9 protein-coding genes are annotated in these 15,383 nt (G+C 42.3%); all 9 read right to left on the bottom strand.

What is annotated here, in order from left to right; genetic code table 11:
* On the bottom strand, nt 1-1,893 hold a 1,893-nt coding region (locus HMPREF9074_RS08850), incomplete at its 3' end, for a SusC/RagA family TonB-linked outer membrane protein (RefSeq protein ID WP_034540331.1).
* Between the two features lie 94 nt (nt 1,894-1,987).
* Nucleotides 1,988-2,908, bottom strand: coding sequence for a dihydrodipicolinate synthase family protein (locus HMPREF9074_RS08845; protein ID WP_009392623.1), 921 nt, complete (start codon nt 2,906-2,908; stop codon nt 1,988-1,990).
* Between the two features lie 50 nt (nt 2,909-2,958).
* Nucleotides 2,959-4,191 (bottom strand): MFS transporter, encoded by a 1,233-nt coding sequence (locus tag HMPREF9074_RS08840; protein WP_034540329.1) that lies wholly within the window; start codon nt 4,189-4,191, stop codon nt 2,959-2,961.
* Nucleotides 4,192-4,227: 36 nt separating this feature from the next.
* Nucleotides 4,228-5,526, bottom strand: a complete 1,299-nt coding sequence (locus tag HMPREF9074_RS08835; RefSeq protein ID WP_009392627.1) for a cyclically-permuted mutarotase family protein — start codon at nt 5,524-5,526, stop codon at nt 4,228-4,230.
* On the bottom strand, nt 5,526-6,695 hold the full coding sequence (locus HMPREF9074_RS08830; protein ID WP_009392628.1) for a n-acyl-d-glucosamine 2-epimerase: 1,170 nt from the start codon (nt 6,693-6,695) through the stop codon (nt 5,526-5,528). The genes HMPREF9074_RS08835 and HMPREF9074_RS08830 overlap by 1 nt, the downstream gene beginning before the upstream one ends.
* 393 nt (nt 6,696-7,088) lie before the next feature.
* Complete coding sequence (locus HMPREF9074_RS08825) at nt 7,089-8,780, bottom strand: hypothetical protein (protein WP_009392630.1); 1,692 nt, start codon at nt 8,778-8,780, stop codon at nt 7,089-7,091.
* Between the two features lie 18 nt (nt 8,781-8,798).
* Nucleotides 8,799-10,478, bottom strand: coding sequence for a hypothetical protein (locus HMPREF9074_RS08820; protein ID WP_034540325.1), 1,680 nt, complete (start codon nt 10,476-10,478; stop codon nt 8,799-8,801).
* Nucleotides 10,479-10,494: 16 nt separating this feature from the next.
* Nucleotides 10,495-12,147: a RagB/SusD family nutrient uptake outer membrane protein gene (locus HMPREF9074_RS08815; RefSeq protein WP_009392634.1), complete on the bottom strand. Its 1,653-nt coding sequence runs from the start codon at nt 12,145-12,147 to the stop codon at nt 10,495-10,497.
* A 12-nt stretch (nt 12,148-12,159) separates the two neighbouring features.
* The gene (locus HMPREF9074_RS08810) at nt 12,160-15,192 is read right to left on the bottom strand and encodes a SusC/RagA family TonB-linked outer membrane protein (RefSeq protein ID WP_009392635.1); all 3,033 of its coding nucleotides are present in this window, start codon (nt 15,190-15,192) and stop codon (nt 12,160-12,162) included.
* Nucleotides 15,193-15,383: the final 191 nt, after the last annotated feature.

The raw sequence follows: 15,383 nt of genomic DNA, 5'->3' as shown, positions 1-15,383 counted from the left end.
GCGGAAAGTAAGTCCTAAAAGGTAACGGTCATCATAATCGTAATTAAGCTGTCCAAAAGTAGACACTATACTATAATCGCGTTTATAAGAAGAAGGAATACCACTAGCTTTTGAACCTGCATTAAGGGTGCGGATAAGGTCGGTAGGAGAGCCTTCAGTTGCAGCACTCGAAGAAAACTGTTGTTGTTTGAAATACTCACCTCCTAATAGTGCGCTTAGGTTATGCTTTTCAGCAAAAGTATTTTTATAGTTCAAAGTAAGTGTTCCTTGATTATTCATAGTGCGGTCATAAGCTGTACTAGCATAGCGAGAAGATACCAAAGCACCACTATTCAAATAAGATTTATAAAATCTTTCTGATGTATTATGTACTGCAAAGTGGCTAGCACGAGCCATCAAAGAAAGATTTTTAACCAATTTCCAATCAAATTGTATTGAAGCCGTAATGCGGTGTTCTATATTGTCCATTAAGAATTTATCTTTGTAGTAAGCAGGGTTACCAAATCCTGAGTTACTACCAGGGTTATAATTTTTAGACGAACTACCATCAGGATTAGTATTGTAAATACGCGAAGTTGGCGCTTGTCCTGCAAAACGTTGGAAAATAAAATAGTCATCTTCATTGGCATAGCCACTCAAAGCATCTCTAAAAGAACCTACTCTATTAGATTGAGCGTAAAGAATATTAGAAGATACTTTAAAATCATCTGTAATCTTATAAGAGCCATTGAAAGTACCTGAATAACGTTTGAAATTAGAACCTAATACTAAACCAGTATCATCTAGATACCCTAATCCTAAATAGTAAGAGCCTTTATCATTACCTCCTTCAAATGATACACTATAATCTTTAGCATCACTGTATTGGTAGATGAGTTCTCCTACATTATTATTTTGGAAAATAAGTGTTTTATTAGGGTCTAAAGGGTCAGTCATTGTTTGCCATTCAGGATTGTTTAGCAAATAACGATTGGCATTTGTAAGTTCCATTGTGGTGTATGGCGAATCAGTAGTATTATTACCTGTTGCCATAGCGTGCGTGCCAGTAAGGAATTGGTCGAAGTTGTGCACCCCATAGTCTTGTACGTTCTTAATAGCACGTCTGTTCCAATAGATAAAGTCGCGCGCATTTAAATAATCAGGTAGGGAACGCTTCTGATTCATTGTATACTTAGTACGTAAGGTAATATTAGAACGACCTGTTTTACCTTTTTTAGTGGTTACTAAGATTACCCCATTAGCTGCACGAGCTCCATAAATAGCAGTAGAAGCGGCATCTTTTAGCACTTCCATAGACTCTATATCATCAGAGTTTAGGGCGTAAAAAGAACCTGGTACCCCATCAATTAACACCAAAGGCGAACCACTACCGTCAAATCCTGTACCACCACGCAATTGTATTTCAGGGGTAGTACCTGGTTTACCAGTTACTTGTGTTACTCTAAGCCCTGCTATACTACCTTGCAAAGCAGTAGCCGCATTAGAGCGTGGTGCACTTTCTAACACTTTAGTATCTAACTTTGAAACTGAAGTAGCCAAAGTCTTACGAGTCTGTACACCATAACCGGTTACTACCACCTCATCAAGCGTATTAGTCTCTTCTTTTAGCTTGATATCAATTGTTAGATTTTTACCTCCCCCAGTGACTTTTTTCTCCTGAGTGGTATAGCCTACAAAGCTAAACACAAGAATATCACCCTCTTTTACAGTTAGGGTATAATTCCCATCAAAGTCGGTCTGAGTACCGTGAGTGGTACCCTTCACAACCACAGCAGCGCCTGGCAACGGCAACTCGTCTGACGATACCGTCCCTTTCACTATTTTTTCTTGTGCCCAACCTATAGCGGTAAAGAGCATCAAGAAGAACGAACAAAATAAAATCTTTTGTTTCATAATCAAGTATATTTAATTTCCAATTAGTTATGATTTAGTTGTTAGTTTTTAGTCGTTAGAATGTTGTCGCTTGCTAACGACTAATCACTAACGACTATTTATTGCATTTATTAAAAAAGTCTATGCTTTCTAACTCTTTCTTTATCACAGCTTCCTCTTCATCGGTGATGTTTTGGAAAGGTGTGCGGTTGATACCTAAGTCTAAGCCAAGCAGCTTCATTATGCGTTTGCCACATACTATATTACCGCGGTATTTAGCAATTACGTTTATTACATCTTGGGCGTAGTTTTGCAGTTCGGCAGCTTTAGCAATATTGCCTTTGTGATATTCGTCTATAATACCCACTAACACCTTGCCTATATAACTACCTGTACCACTGATACCTCCGCGAGCTCCTCCCATCACTAAGGCGTTAAGGATAGTCTCATCTAAGCCATAAAGCATATCATACTTGCCATTGTTGTAAAGCATACATTGGTTGTACTCATATAGCGGCTCGTAGGTGTATTTGATACCCGCTAAGTTAGGAATACGACCGTCAGCAGCTTTTAAGAAAGGCAACATTGGCAAATACACTCCGTTAAGCACAGGTATATGATAGAAGTAGAAAGGCAAATTAGGTGCCCCACAAGCTATTTCTTCGCAGTATTTCACTAATTCTTCTACCCTACCCGCTTTAGGGAAAGGCGATGCCATAGCTCCGATACCAAAAGCCCCTATCTGTTGGGCGTGTTGTGCCATTTTATAGCTATCTTTTATACAAGTTGCCCCGCAGTGTACTATCACTTTGAAGCCTTTAGGGGCTACTGACACCCATTTCTCTGCTATCTTCATACGTTCTTCAACCGTCATCATATAGCCTTCGCCTGATGAACCGTTGATAAACACTCCTATTAATCCATTTCTTTGCAAAAGTTTTGCATACTCATCTATAGGGTCTAAATTTACCTCACCTTTCTTGTCGAAAGGGGTAAAGGGCGCTACTATCAGCCCATTAATTTTTTCAAATGTCATATTATTTAGTTATTAATTTTTAGTTGTTAGCTTATTGGCAAATCGACAAATTAATTGCCACATATTTCTCTTTTTGGTTTTAAGAATACCAGCATCAGCACGATAGCTATCAAGATGATTACCGATAATTTGCTAAAGTCAGCACCTAAGTTGCCCGCATCGGTAGAGCTACCGAGCATTCGGGTAACGGCATAACCTGCAAATACACCGCCCATATTCATAATGCCATACGCAGTAGCGCGCTGTTGTTGCGGTATGATTTGGCACAAGATAGGCATATTGTTGGTGTCGAACATACCATAACCAATTCCGAAGAGCAAAGTTGCTCCTATCATCGCTACATATGAGTGTCCAAAGCCTATCAATATCAAGGCTGGTATGGTGAGCCCCAACCCTATGGTACTGGTATAAATACGCGCTTTGATATTGGTCTGTACCCAGCGGTCGGACAAGGTACCTCCTATAAGCACTCCTAAGAATGAAGATATAGCGATAGAAATAGTTGCCATAGGTCCTGCGGTAGCCATATCTACTCCCAAATTGGTAGCAAAAAGGGTAGGCAACCAGTTCTTAGTACCCCAACCTGGGAAGCTCGATGCCATAAAGTAGAAGAGCAATATCCAGAAGGAGAAAGTGCCAAATACCAGCGTAAGCGACTGCCATAGTCCGCTCTTTTCTGTCGGAACAGCTGTTTGTACTACGCGTGGTTTGCGCTCTATATCGAAAAGGGTAAAGACTAAGAACACAGCATACACTATACCTGCTATACCAAACCAATGAAACACGGTGTGCCAAGTGTAGTTTGAGGCTATGGTAGCCCCAAAACCGCCTAAAGCCTGCCCCGCATAGAGCCCCGACATATGGATACCTACTGCCAACGAACGCGATTTTGAGCTGTGATAGTCCGCTATCATCGAAAGGGCTGTAGCTAAGTAAAGCGCTTCACTCACTCCCATTAAGGCGCGTAGCCAATACACTTGGTCAAAGGTAGTAGCATAGCCCATTCCGTAAGTTACGGCCGACCATACAAAGAGGCTGCCTACTATCATCCACTTGCGGTTAAGACGGTCAGCCAAAATACCCGCTACGGGACTCATCAATCCGTAGATAAGGAGGAAGATGCCCATTAAGCGACCAAAATTCTCGCCTACCGCAAGCTCTGTAATATCCATTTTCATCGACTCTTGCATCGTAGAGAGCATTTGTCGGTCTAAATAGTTCAGTAGTGCCACCACCCATAGCAGGGCAACTACTATCCAAGGGTATATTTTACTGTTTTTCATATGAATCATTAGTTTTTAGTCGTTAGTGGTTCGCGGTTAGTTAATTTTCAATCGATAGGTTTTAGGGCTGCGAACACCGGGTTTGAGTTCCCCTTGCACAAGGTAAAACTCAGCTGGGGTGCCTACTAAAGTAGCGCCTGCCCGTGCAAAATCAGCTTGCGTATCGAGTACTGACCACTGCTGCGAGTGTGTATCAAACAGATAGCATTCCTTATTGAATTGGTAATATTCAATAGGTTGTGTCATATAATGCGACATATAGTCGTAATTCTTCTGCTTGCGTTGCTCATCTGTAAGGGTAGTATCTTTACCCAAGTGATAAAGGTCTGTAATAGTATTGATAAACAGACGGTGGTTCACCCCTCCAAAACAAGCTATATAACGATTGTCAATAGCCAAAGCGGTAGCCCCTGTAAGCGAAAAGATTTCTTTATTAGGGCTTTCTTGTACCCCTACTTCCTGCCACTGCTGTTGCTTCAAACTAAAAGCCAATACCTTTTCGCCCATAGTAGGCGCTTTAGTGGCATCACCTCCGAAAAAGCCTCCTAACACATACAAAAGAGTATCGTTTTCTTTTTCGATAGCAGCCAATACAGGCTGTACTCTTGCCTCACCAGGGAAATCAGCTAACAGCTTCCACTGTTTATCTGTAGCCGTATCTATATAAAATACTTTGTTAGAGGCTTTGCCCGAAGCGTTGCCACCTGCTACAAACACCTTGCTGCCTACGCTCGCCCCCGCAAAGTTATCAAGAGGCTCGGGTAAAGCAGGAAAGTCAGTTAGAGTAAGTCCTTTTTCTTTTGAATATTGCACTTTATAGCAGGTAGCTAACGAGTTAGTAGCCGTTTGCCCGCCTATCCACAGATAGCCATCAGGAATGGCTACCGATACGCCATAAGCAGCGGCTTCAGGTAGTTTGCCTATCGTCTGCCATTGATTTTGATTTTTATCAAAGTGAAGTATTGCCTCGTAAAACACTTTTTTGCCCCCTTCAAAACCGAGTTTATCAGGGAAATTGCAACCGCCTGCCACCAATAGGTCTTCGCCTATAAGTGCGGCGTAGGCAGCCGAAACGCCTTTCTGAAGGTCGCCCTCTAAGCCTTGGGTTGTAAGTGTTGTAATATTAATTTTCATAGATTGTTCTTTTTGGGTTTCTGTACAAGATATTAAGGCAAGGAGGAAAATTAATGATAACCTCCCCCTTACCCCCCCCAAGGGGGGAATGCAGTGATGCAAAAGCGACTGAGTAGACTTTGTCGTGAAAGACCGTAGCACCGCAGGCATTAAAAACTTTGACAAAGTTTTGTATATTATATGTTCTTTATCATTATTCATTAACCATTGATCATTTCAATTGTTTTCCAAACTTGGTACAAACCTCTTGGCACGTGGAAACAGCCTTTCCACTTACCGCCTTTCAGGTCGAGAAGTACCTCTCCTTGGCGGTTGAGATACCCCCACCACTCAGGGTATTCAGGGTCTCTAAAGTGCTGCCAAGTATAATTATGCACTTTCTCAAACCATTGTAGGCAGTCTTTATTGCCTGTTAGTTGGTAACCTTTTATAAGCGAAATAAGCGTTTCGATATGCACCCACCACAATTTCTGATCCCATTCTAATTGCTGAGGCGGACAGCCTTTTCTGTCCATAAAGTAGTAGATACCTCCGTACTGCTTATCCCAACCATACTCAAGCATTGTTAGGGTAGTTTGCACTGCTTTTTCTATCAGAGCAGGGCGGTTAAGGCGCTTGCCTAAATCCATTATAAACCACATCGCCTCGATAGCGTGCCCTGGGTTGAGGTGTCTACCTTCAAAAGTATCGGACAAGCTACCATCAGTATTCACATTTTCTACTACTATACCCCCCAGCTCCGGACGCAAAAATACTTCCATCACCTCGTGAATGCAGGCTTCCATAGCCTCTTCTATAAATGAGGGCTCTAAAAGCGGCTCTATTTCAAGGGCTAAGTTGCACAATATCATCGGTAGGGCAAAGTTTTTGAGCGAACGCGTACCAGGGTGGGCTTTGCTCCATTTGCCTTTAGGATTGTCTTGTTTAGAGAGGATTATATCAAAAGTTTTTTTAGCGATATCAGCGTATTCTTTATTGCCTGTAGCGATGCTTAGCTGACCAAATGCCATAGTGGCAAAGGTATAAGAGAAGATGTTATAAGGTTCTACTAAAGGGTTGCCTTGTTGGTCTAACGAAAAGTACCAGTTTAGCTGCCCATCGTGTCCGTATTTTTTTAGGAACTCAGCCCCTTGTATAGCGCAGTCTAACCATTCTTGGCGTTTTTCTACGCGGTTGTATAGCATACTAAAGAGCCATACCTCACGGGCTTGCAGCCATATAAACTTATCTGTATCAAATACGTTACCTTTTCGGTCGAGGCAAGTAAAATAGCCTCCATACTGTTTATCTTGCGATTTTTCTAACCAAAAAGGAACCACCTTTTGTAGAAGCTCATCGCGATATTGTTTTTCTAATTGTTTAAAATCCATTGTTTTATTTATTTTTTACCTCGAAGCTAAGAGCTACCTCATTAACCTCATTATATTTTTAAAATAGCACGGCAAATGTACGTCAATAATTTAAAACTAACAAATATTTTTTAAAGTTTTTTAATTACAAACGGACTAACACCTTACTTTAACAATCAAAAAACACTCACTATCAGTAGTTTAGATAGTAAAATTTTCTTTTATTTTTTCTTATTCTTTCTATTAGCTCTCACTTTTCCGTACAAAACCTATCTTTACTCTATTATAAAAAGTAAAAACGAAAGTTTTAAAAAGACAAAACACTAAAATAAAGAAAATTAGTATTTTAAAATATTTTAGTTTAGTCGTTAGAAAGCGACACTATGCTAACGACTAACGACTAAAAACTAACGACTAATTGGGTAAATCAATCCCCGAAGGGTTTAGTCCTTTACCACCGCCTGCAGTATAGCCTCTACTCTCTCCTGTTTCCCAAGGCGATACCCAGAAAGCGTATAAATCGCCATTAGTAAGGTAGAACCTAAAACGCAAAGGTTTATCTCTGAGTGCCGCAAGGGTAGTATTGCCTTTCCACTGTACGCGAGCTTTGGTGCTGTCAGTTTTCTGTAGTTCTATACAGTCTTTTTTAGTAAAACCACTGATAGGAGTACCGTTTTCGTCCAACACTTCCACTAAAAGTTTCCCTTTAGGAAGAGCCACATTTACAAACAGATATTCGCCGTCAAAACGCACTTTCTCGGTAGTGGCAAACGCTTCTTTCTTATCAGCTTTTAGCGATACAAATCCATCACGGCGCAAGGTAGCTAAGCCGGTGCTCATACCTGCATCCCACCAAATACCATTTTTAGAGCGACCACTGCTGTAAAAATAAAGCGAATCGCCTACAATAATAGGCACCCCATTTACTGACTGCATATTGCCGTAATTCCAAGCCCCTTCAGTAGGATTTACTCCCATAAACGACTGGTGCGTAGGGCGCGAAAAGTGAAACCCATCACGGCTGTAGCCTAATTGTACTTCGTTGCGTTTAGGCATCATCGCTTTTTTGGCAATACCATTTTCAGGCCCTTGCCACTGACTGTAAAAACCTAAAATAATACTCTCGTAGGCAATAGCATCAAAATTGTAAATGCCAGGGTCTACTTCAGGATAATCAGGGTGGCGTTTTTCTTTGTCGTCAGGCGTAAACCAAAAAACATTATACTTATCGTTAATTTGTCGGCTCTTCATATGGGCAAGGCTTACGGCATCTTCAGCGTTAGGGTGCTCTAAATAAGCCCGCGAACGGTTCGACACCGCTGGCACTGAATAGCGCATACTGATAACCCAACGATGAGTAAAAGGATTGTAAAACACTGAAGCTCTATCGGTTATGCTCCCTGAGTGCGCTACACCTTTATCCGTCCAATGAATACCATCAGATGAGTATTTTAGCACAAACTGATATTGCGCTTTATCGCTTTTATACTCATTATTATTCATTACTTTATACTCTACATTGAAGAATTTCCAGCGCTTAGCAGGGTCTTTTTCATTGCGGTCAAGCCATACAGTGGCAGCGTCGCGGTTGTTCACATCCACGTAGTTAGTACCGGGCACTATATCTAACGAGGGTTTCGTCCAATGCTTACCGTCTACCGATTCGGCATAGCAGGTAGCCAAACCGTGTTTAGCTTCATTTGCCTGCGAAGCTCCTGCCAAATACCACATCTTAAACTTCTGGTCAGCTTCGTCATACCACACCCCATCGCTAAACGGAGCGGCATACGGATAGCCTTCTTTTGTGTTTTCCCAAGGCTTATCAGCCTTTAGGACAGGATTTTGTGCATAGAAATGGGGAGTATGATAAACTTTCTGCAAATGATTTTCGCTGAGCAAAAAGTCATCTACAAATAGCTGCCTGCCAGTATTGATAGGTATCACTGCTGGCTTGTGTTGTAGGTAGGGTACCGGCATTTCTTTTCTCTCAGTAGGCTCTTCATAACGGGGTGGCCACTGTGCGGGTAGCGTTATACCGTTATGAAGTACCTGACCGAAAGCGGTATTTGCCAATACCATATTGAAAATTAAATATACTTTCTTCATTTTTAATTTGCTAATCTGCTAATTGGCTAATTTGCTAATTGGTAAATCAATCCCCGAAGGGTTCAGCCCTTTACCTCCGCCAGCGGTATAGCCTCGGCTTTCGCCTGTTTCCCAAGGCGATACCCAGAAAGCGTATAAGTCGCCATTAGTAAGGTAGAACCTAAAGCGCACCGGCTTGCCTTTAAGGGGGGCAAGGGTAGCATTGCCTTTCCATTGTACGCGTGCTTTAGTACTATCAGTTTTTTGTAGCCCTATACAGTCTTTTTTGCTAAAACCACTAATAGGGGTACCGTTTTCATCTAATACTTCCACTAAAAGTTTCCCTTTAGGAAGAGCCGCATTTACAAATAAATAGTCGCCATCAAAACTTACTTTTTCAGTAGTGGCAAAAGCCTCTTTTTTGTCTGCTTTCAGCGATACAAACCCATCGCGACGCAAGGTAGCCAAGCCTGTTGAAGTATGACTATCCCAAAACACATCGCTAAGCCTACGCCCGCTGGCATAGAAGTAAAGCGAATCGCCTACGATGATAGGCACTCCATTCACTGACTGCATATTTCCCCAGTTCCACGCGCCTTTGGTCTCATTTACATTCATAAAAGGTTGGTGGGTAGGGCGTGCAAAGTGAAAACCATCGCGACTATAGCCGAGCGAAATCACATTGCGCTTCTGTATCTTATCTTGCTCACACACCTTGTTTTCAGGCCCTGCCCACGCACTGTAGAAACCGAGTATAATACTCTCGTACGCAATAGCATCAAAGTTATAGATACCGGGTTCTACTTCGGGGTATTTTTCGTGGCGTAGCTCTTTGTCATCAGGAGCAAACCAGTAGTGCACGTGCTTATCGCGGTCGTCTTTGCGTATGCGGTGGGTTACCGATACCAGTTCCTCAGGGTCAGAGTGCTCTACATAAGCACGCGAGCGGCTAGATACAGGGGTACCATAACGCATACTAATCACCCATTTTTTAGTAAACGGATTGTAGAATGCCGATGAGCGGTCGTATATATCACCCGATTGTGCTACCCCTTTGCTCCAATGAATACCATCAGCAGAGTATTTAAGCACTATCTGCCAACGGCGGTCTGAAGGACGGCGTTCTACATTAAAAAGTTTCCAACGCTTAGCAGGGTCTTTCTCATTGCGGTCAAGCCATACAGTAGCGGCATCGCGGTTAGAGGTTTCTACTATGTTAGTATTGCTATACACGCCTGCGGCAGGTTTCACCCAATGCTTACCGTCAGCCGATTCGGCATAACCGGTGTAGAATGTTTGGGGGTCTCCTTTGTGTAGGGTGCCTGCCCCTGTTAGGTACCACATTTTGTACTTGCCATCGCGCTCGTCATACCATATACCATCGCTAAAAGGAGAAGCGTAAACGGCACCTTGGGTAGTTTTCTCCCATTCTTTATCAGGCTCTAACACAGGGTTACCAGCATAGTAAGTAGGGGTATGATATACCTTTTGTAGGTTATTTTCGCTAAGCAAAAAGTCATCTACAAATAGCTGTCTACCGGTGTTGATAGGTATTACTGCTGGTTTTTGCTGCAAGTACGGCACCGGCATTTCTTTCCTCTCGGTAGGCTCTTCATAACGTGGTGGCCATTCTGCTGGCAACACTATACCGTTATGAAGTTCCTGACCAAAAGACTTTATACATAAAGTAATTGAAAGTAAAATGATTATTCTTTTCATTATATTAGTTTGATAATTACCAACCTGGGTTGTTACGAGTGATGTGTGGGTTGCCCTCAACTTCGTCTACCGGTAGGGGTAGCCACTCATTTTTGTTTTCTTGGAACCCGAGATAAGCAGAGTTGCTATACTTTTTAAAATTAGGGTCAGTGCGCTCTAATTCGTGGAAACGTTGTGCTACCTTGCCCCAACGCAATAGGTCGAAAAAGCGATGCCCTTCTTGGGTAAGCTCTAAGATGCGTTCGTGCTCTATCACATCCATATCTACAGTGCTTACCGCTGGCATACCTACGCGGGCACGCACTTGGTTTACAGCGTCTAACGCCGTTAGTGAGCCTTGTGTACCGCCTTTTACCACAGCTTCGGCATACATTAGCAACACATCAGCATAACGGATTTCTGTTTGGTTAAGACCATTGGCTCTACCATTCCACATATAGAAGTTATCACCAGGGTTACGAGTAGCAAGCGTCCAGTCAATACCTTTACGGCAAGCGGCTTTGTACTTCTTTGCTTGTGCTTTGGCTACCCCAAAACCTTTAGCTCCGTAATACTCTCTGAATGTTTTATTATCAAAAATACGGACTTCATCACCTGTACGAGCGTTAATTTCTGATTTGGTATCGTCAAAAATCAAAGTGCCGAACATACGTGGGTCGGTGTGCCCCGAAGCATCTTTAGAATTTACAAAGGTGTTATACACCCAATCGTGTATCACACTGCTATTTGCATTTTTATTGGTAGGTGGCAAATAACCACGTGGGTCGCGCCATACCCCGCTATTAGATAGCCCTGGGTTAAATCCGGTATTGGTTACATCGCCCAAGAATTGCAACTCGAATATAGACTCATCGTTGTTTTCAGTAGCCACCTTAAAGTTGTCGTTATAATCGGCTACTAAGCGATATTTACCACTGAGTATTAGCTCGTTAAACTCGGCTGCGGCTTCGTTATAATAAGTTGTGCTACTATGGCCGTAGTAGTGCTCAATGCCTGAGCGGTACAAATAGGCTTTCCCAAGCAGGGCAATAGCCGAACCTTTGGTCACACGCCCTACTGATTCGCCTGTCCAAAAGCCTTTTTCTGGCAAGAGTTCTTTAGCGCGTTTAAGGTCTGATATAATAAAGTCCCAAGCCTCTTCAGGGGTAGCCTGTGGTTTGTAGTCTTTGGCTGACGAAGGTAACTCTTTCATCAGTGGTATATTGCGAAAGTTCAAAAACAAAAACCAATGCGTATAGGCTCTTAAAAAATACGCCTCACCCAAATAGGCATTCTTTAGTTGTTGGTTGCTAAAATTCACTTTAGGTATCTCCTCTATCATTTGGCAGGCTTGCGAAGCTGCTGTATAGAAAAGCGAATAAGGCTGTACTATGGTATACCAAGAGCTAGAAAGGTTCGCAGAATACTGTCCTGGCACTCCATAGTCCGAAGCATCGCTACTCTCATCGCCTCGGTTAATTTGCAAGCGTCCTGCTGTACCCATCGCTCTTGGGGTAGTGATGTAGGCATAAATACCTATCACCCCCTTGTTAATGTTTTGCGGCGTGTTGTAAAACCCATTTACGTCTTGTTGGTTAGGGTTGCTCGCCAATTCGTCAAAAGTCTTTTCGCAAGCGGTTAGCCCTATAAGTGAGGCTATACATATGGCTTTATATAGTATCTTTTTCATTTCGTTTTCAGTTTAGAATGTTAATTTCAATCCCATATTATACACGCGGGCATTGATAGCAGGCGAAGTACCTAAACCGTCAATTCCTTTGTTGAACAAGGCATTGCTACCCACTTCAGGGTCGTATAGCGAATACTTAGTAAGCGTAAAGAGGTTTTGAGCGCTACCGTAGATGCGTAGCGAGCGCAAGCCTCCTATCTTTTTCAGAATGGTTAGCGGGAATGTATAACCTATTTGTACGTTCTTAAGGCGCAAATAAGAACCGTCTTCTATATAAAAGGTACTTGGCAATGCGTTGCCGCCGCTGTAGTTGTCAGTCTTAGCGATTGGTAGCTTAGTATTCCGATTGGTAGGTGTCCAAGAGTTCAAAGCATCTACAGGAGCGTTAGTGTCGTAATTGAAGTACAAGTCATACTTAGCTGCTGAGAAAATCTCATTACCTGCTACCCCTTGGAAGAAAGCGGTAAAATCCCAATTGCGGTAGTTAAGGTTGAGGTTATAACCAAAAGTGAAATCAGGGGTAGGATTACCTATTACTTGTTTGTCTTCTTCTTTTAGCTGTTTAGCCACTTTGGCAGTACCGTCTTTCCCTTCAAAAAGGAAGTCGCCTTGGTCATTAGTGCCTACTACTTTGTAGCCTAAGAAAGAGCCTATTGGCAAACCTTCTTTAGTGATAGTAGGACGGTCGTTAAACTTACCACTCATCAGCTCTCCGCGAATAGGTTGTACCCCTTCGCCCAATGACAATACCTTGTTTTGCATATAGGTTAGGTTAGTTTGGAAGTTAAGAGTCAAATCGTCCCATTTCTTTCTAAATTCTAACGAAAACTCTAACCCTTTGTTTTCTACAGAAGCGGTGTTGTAGTTAGGCACAGCTCCTTTGTTGATAGTGATAGTTTGTCCTGAAGAAGGAAGCGACTCAAGCGGTGCTAACAGATTGTTATTGCGCTTAATAAAGTATTCAGCAGTAAGGGTAAGCATATTGTTGAGTACTCCTACCTCAATAGCCGCGTTAGATGAAATGGAAGTTTCCCAAGTGAGGTCGTGTTGCGCAAAACGAGTAACATAACCATATTGGCGCGAGTTGCCAAAAGCAGCAGGTACAGGGCCATATGCCAAGTTTAAGAACGTATAAGGGTCAATAAAGTTAGCCCCCAACTCACCATAGCTGGCGCGTAGTTTCAGTTTGCTAAGCAGTTCAGGGTTAAACCAAGACTCTGAATGCAAATTCCAACCTACTGATACTGAAGGGAAGTAACCCACGCGATGCCCTTTAGCAAATTTAGACGACTCATCACGGCGCAAACTAAGCGATAGCAAGTATTTATTACTATAATCGTAATTAAGCCTACCAAAGAAAGAAAGCAGTGCAGCATTTTCCTGATTAGACCCCACTACCCCTTCGCCGTTATACGTTTTTACCGTAGGGGCTCCTAAATCGTGTACGCCTGAGCTAATTGAGTTTTTGCGGTAAAACTCGCGCATCCAGCTCGTACCCAATAGGGCGTCAATATGGTGTTTCTTTTGGAAAGTACGGTTGAGTGTAAGTAGGTTATCAATAGTATAATTGAAGTTTTCAGCTCTTCCTTCTGATAGCGAAGTGCGTGCGGTTTGGTTAAGTTTATTATCAGCAGTACCATCAGCATTAAAGAAGGTATCATAAGCTGGTACGTGCTTATAGGTATTAGTATTTACATAAGTTCCTGCTACGTTTAGCTTGTACTGCAAACCTTTCATCAGTTTAAAAGTACCTGCCAAACTACCTGTAGCACTAGTATTGCGAGTAAAAGCGTCTTGTTTATAGATAGCTGCCAAAGGGTTAGAAATATTGGTATTAGTGATAGAATAACCTTTTGATGCAGCGGTTGATACATAACGCCCGTGTTCGTCTGTTACCGGTATAGTAGGCATCTCAAGAGAGCGCCCCCCCGGAGGCGATACTTTTTTAGTATTAGTGATAGACAGCTTTTCACTCAAAGAAAATCTACCTTTTTTAAAAGTAGCATTAATACGCGCCATATACTTATCGTATTCTGATTTAATGATGATACCCTCTTGTCTTACATAGCCCAAACTAGTATTAAAAGTAGAGTTTTCACTTCCTCCTGATACGCTGGCGTTAAAGCTGCTCATTGGCGCATTGCGGTAGTACAAATCTTGCCAATCAGTACTGCGGTTAGGGTCAGTAGGGTTTACGTTCTGAGGAGCGCGGTCGTAAGCCGGACTGTTGTCTGCCACTTGGTTAGCAAAAGTACGCCATTGCTCTGCGTTCATCATATCGAGCATTTTTGAAGGGGTTTGATAAGAGTACGAAGCATCTACTTGCACTATAGTTTTACCGCTCTTACCGTCTTTAGTAGTAACGAGCACTACCCCATTAGCAGCGCGCGAACCGTAGATAGCGGCTGCCGAACCGTCTTTAAGTATCTCTATCGACTCAATATCCGAAGGGTTAAGCGCATCGAGCCCATCGGCTATTGCCCCATCTATGATGTATAACGGTGCCGTAGCGCCAAACGAACCTGCACCACGTACTACTATGTTCACCTCAGCCCCTGCGATACCGCCACGTTGCAAAATTTCTACCCCTGGGGTACGCCCTTGTAGGGCTGAAGCCACATTGGCAGTAACTTGCTTTTGCACCTCTTTAGCCGATACCGAAGATACTGCTGCCGTCATACTCGACTTTTTCTGAACTCCGTAGCCTACTACCACTACTTCTTCTAACTGTTGGTTTTCGTCTTTCATTTGCACATTAATGGTGTTGCGACCATTTACGGCAATATTTTGCGTTACCATACCGATATACGAAAATTCCAAAGTAGCCCCTTTGGCTACATTATCGAGCGCGTAATTACCATTCATATCGGTACTGACTCCTTTAGTAGTGCCTTTCACCACTACACTTACCCCCATAAGAGGCTCTTTGTTAGCATCGGTTACCTTTCCTTTTATGTTAAGCGACTGCGCCCACGCCGAAAAAGTACACAGACATAGCAACAGTAATGCTGCCCAATGTCTTTTCATCATTGCTTTGTCTCGCATAGTTCCTTTTTTTTAGTTGTTAATTTTCTAATTATTTTTATTGACGGTGCAAAGTAAAAACAAAAAAAAAAAATGCAAGCATTTTATTAAATATTTTTATTTAAATAGCCATTTTTTAGTCAGTATAAAATATAAAATACAGATTATCAGGTAAATATACAAAATAGCTATTTATAAAATATTTCGTACTT

This window comes from Capnocytophaga sp. oral taxon 329 str. F0087 (assembly GCF_000213295.2).
Classification (GTDB): Bacteria; Bacteroidota; Bacteroidia; order Flavobacteriales; family Flavobacteriaceae; genus Capnocytophaga; species Capnocytophaga leadbetteri_A.
This window is presented reverse-complemented; position numbering and strand designations above follow the sequence as displayed.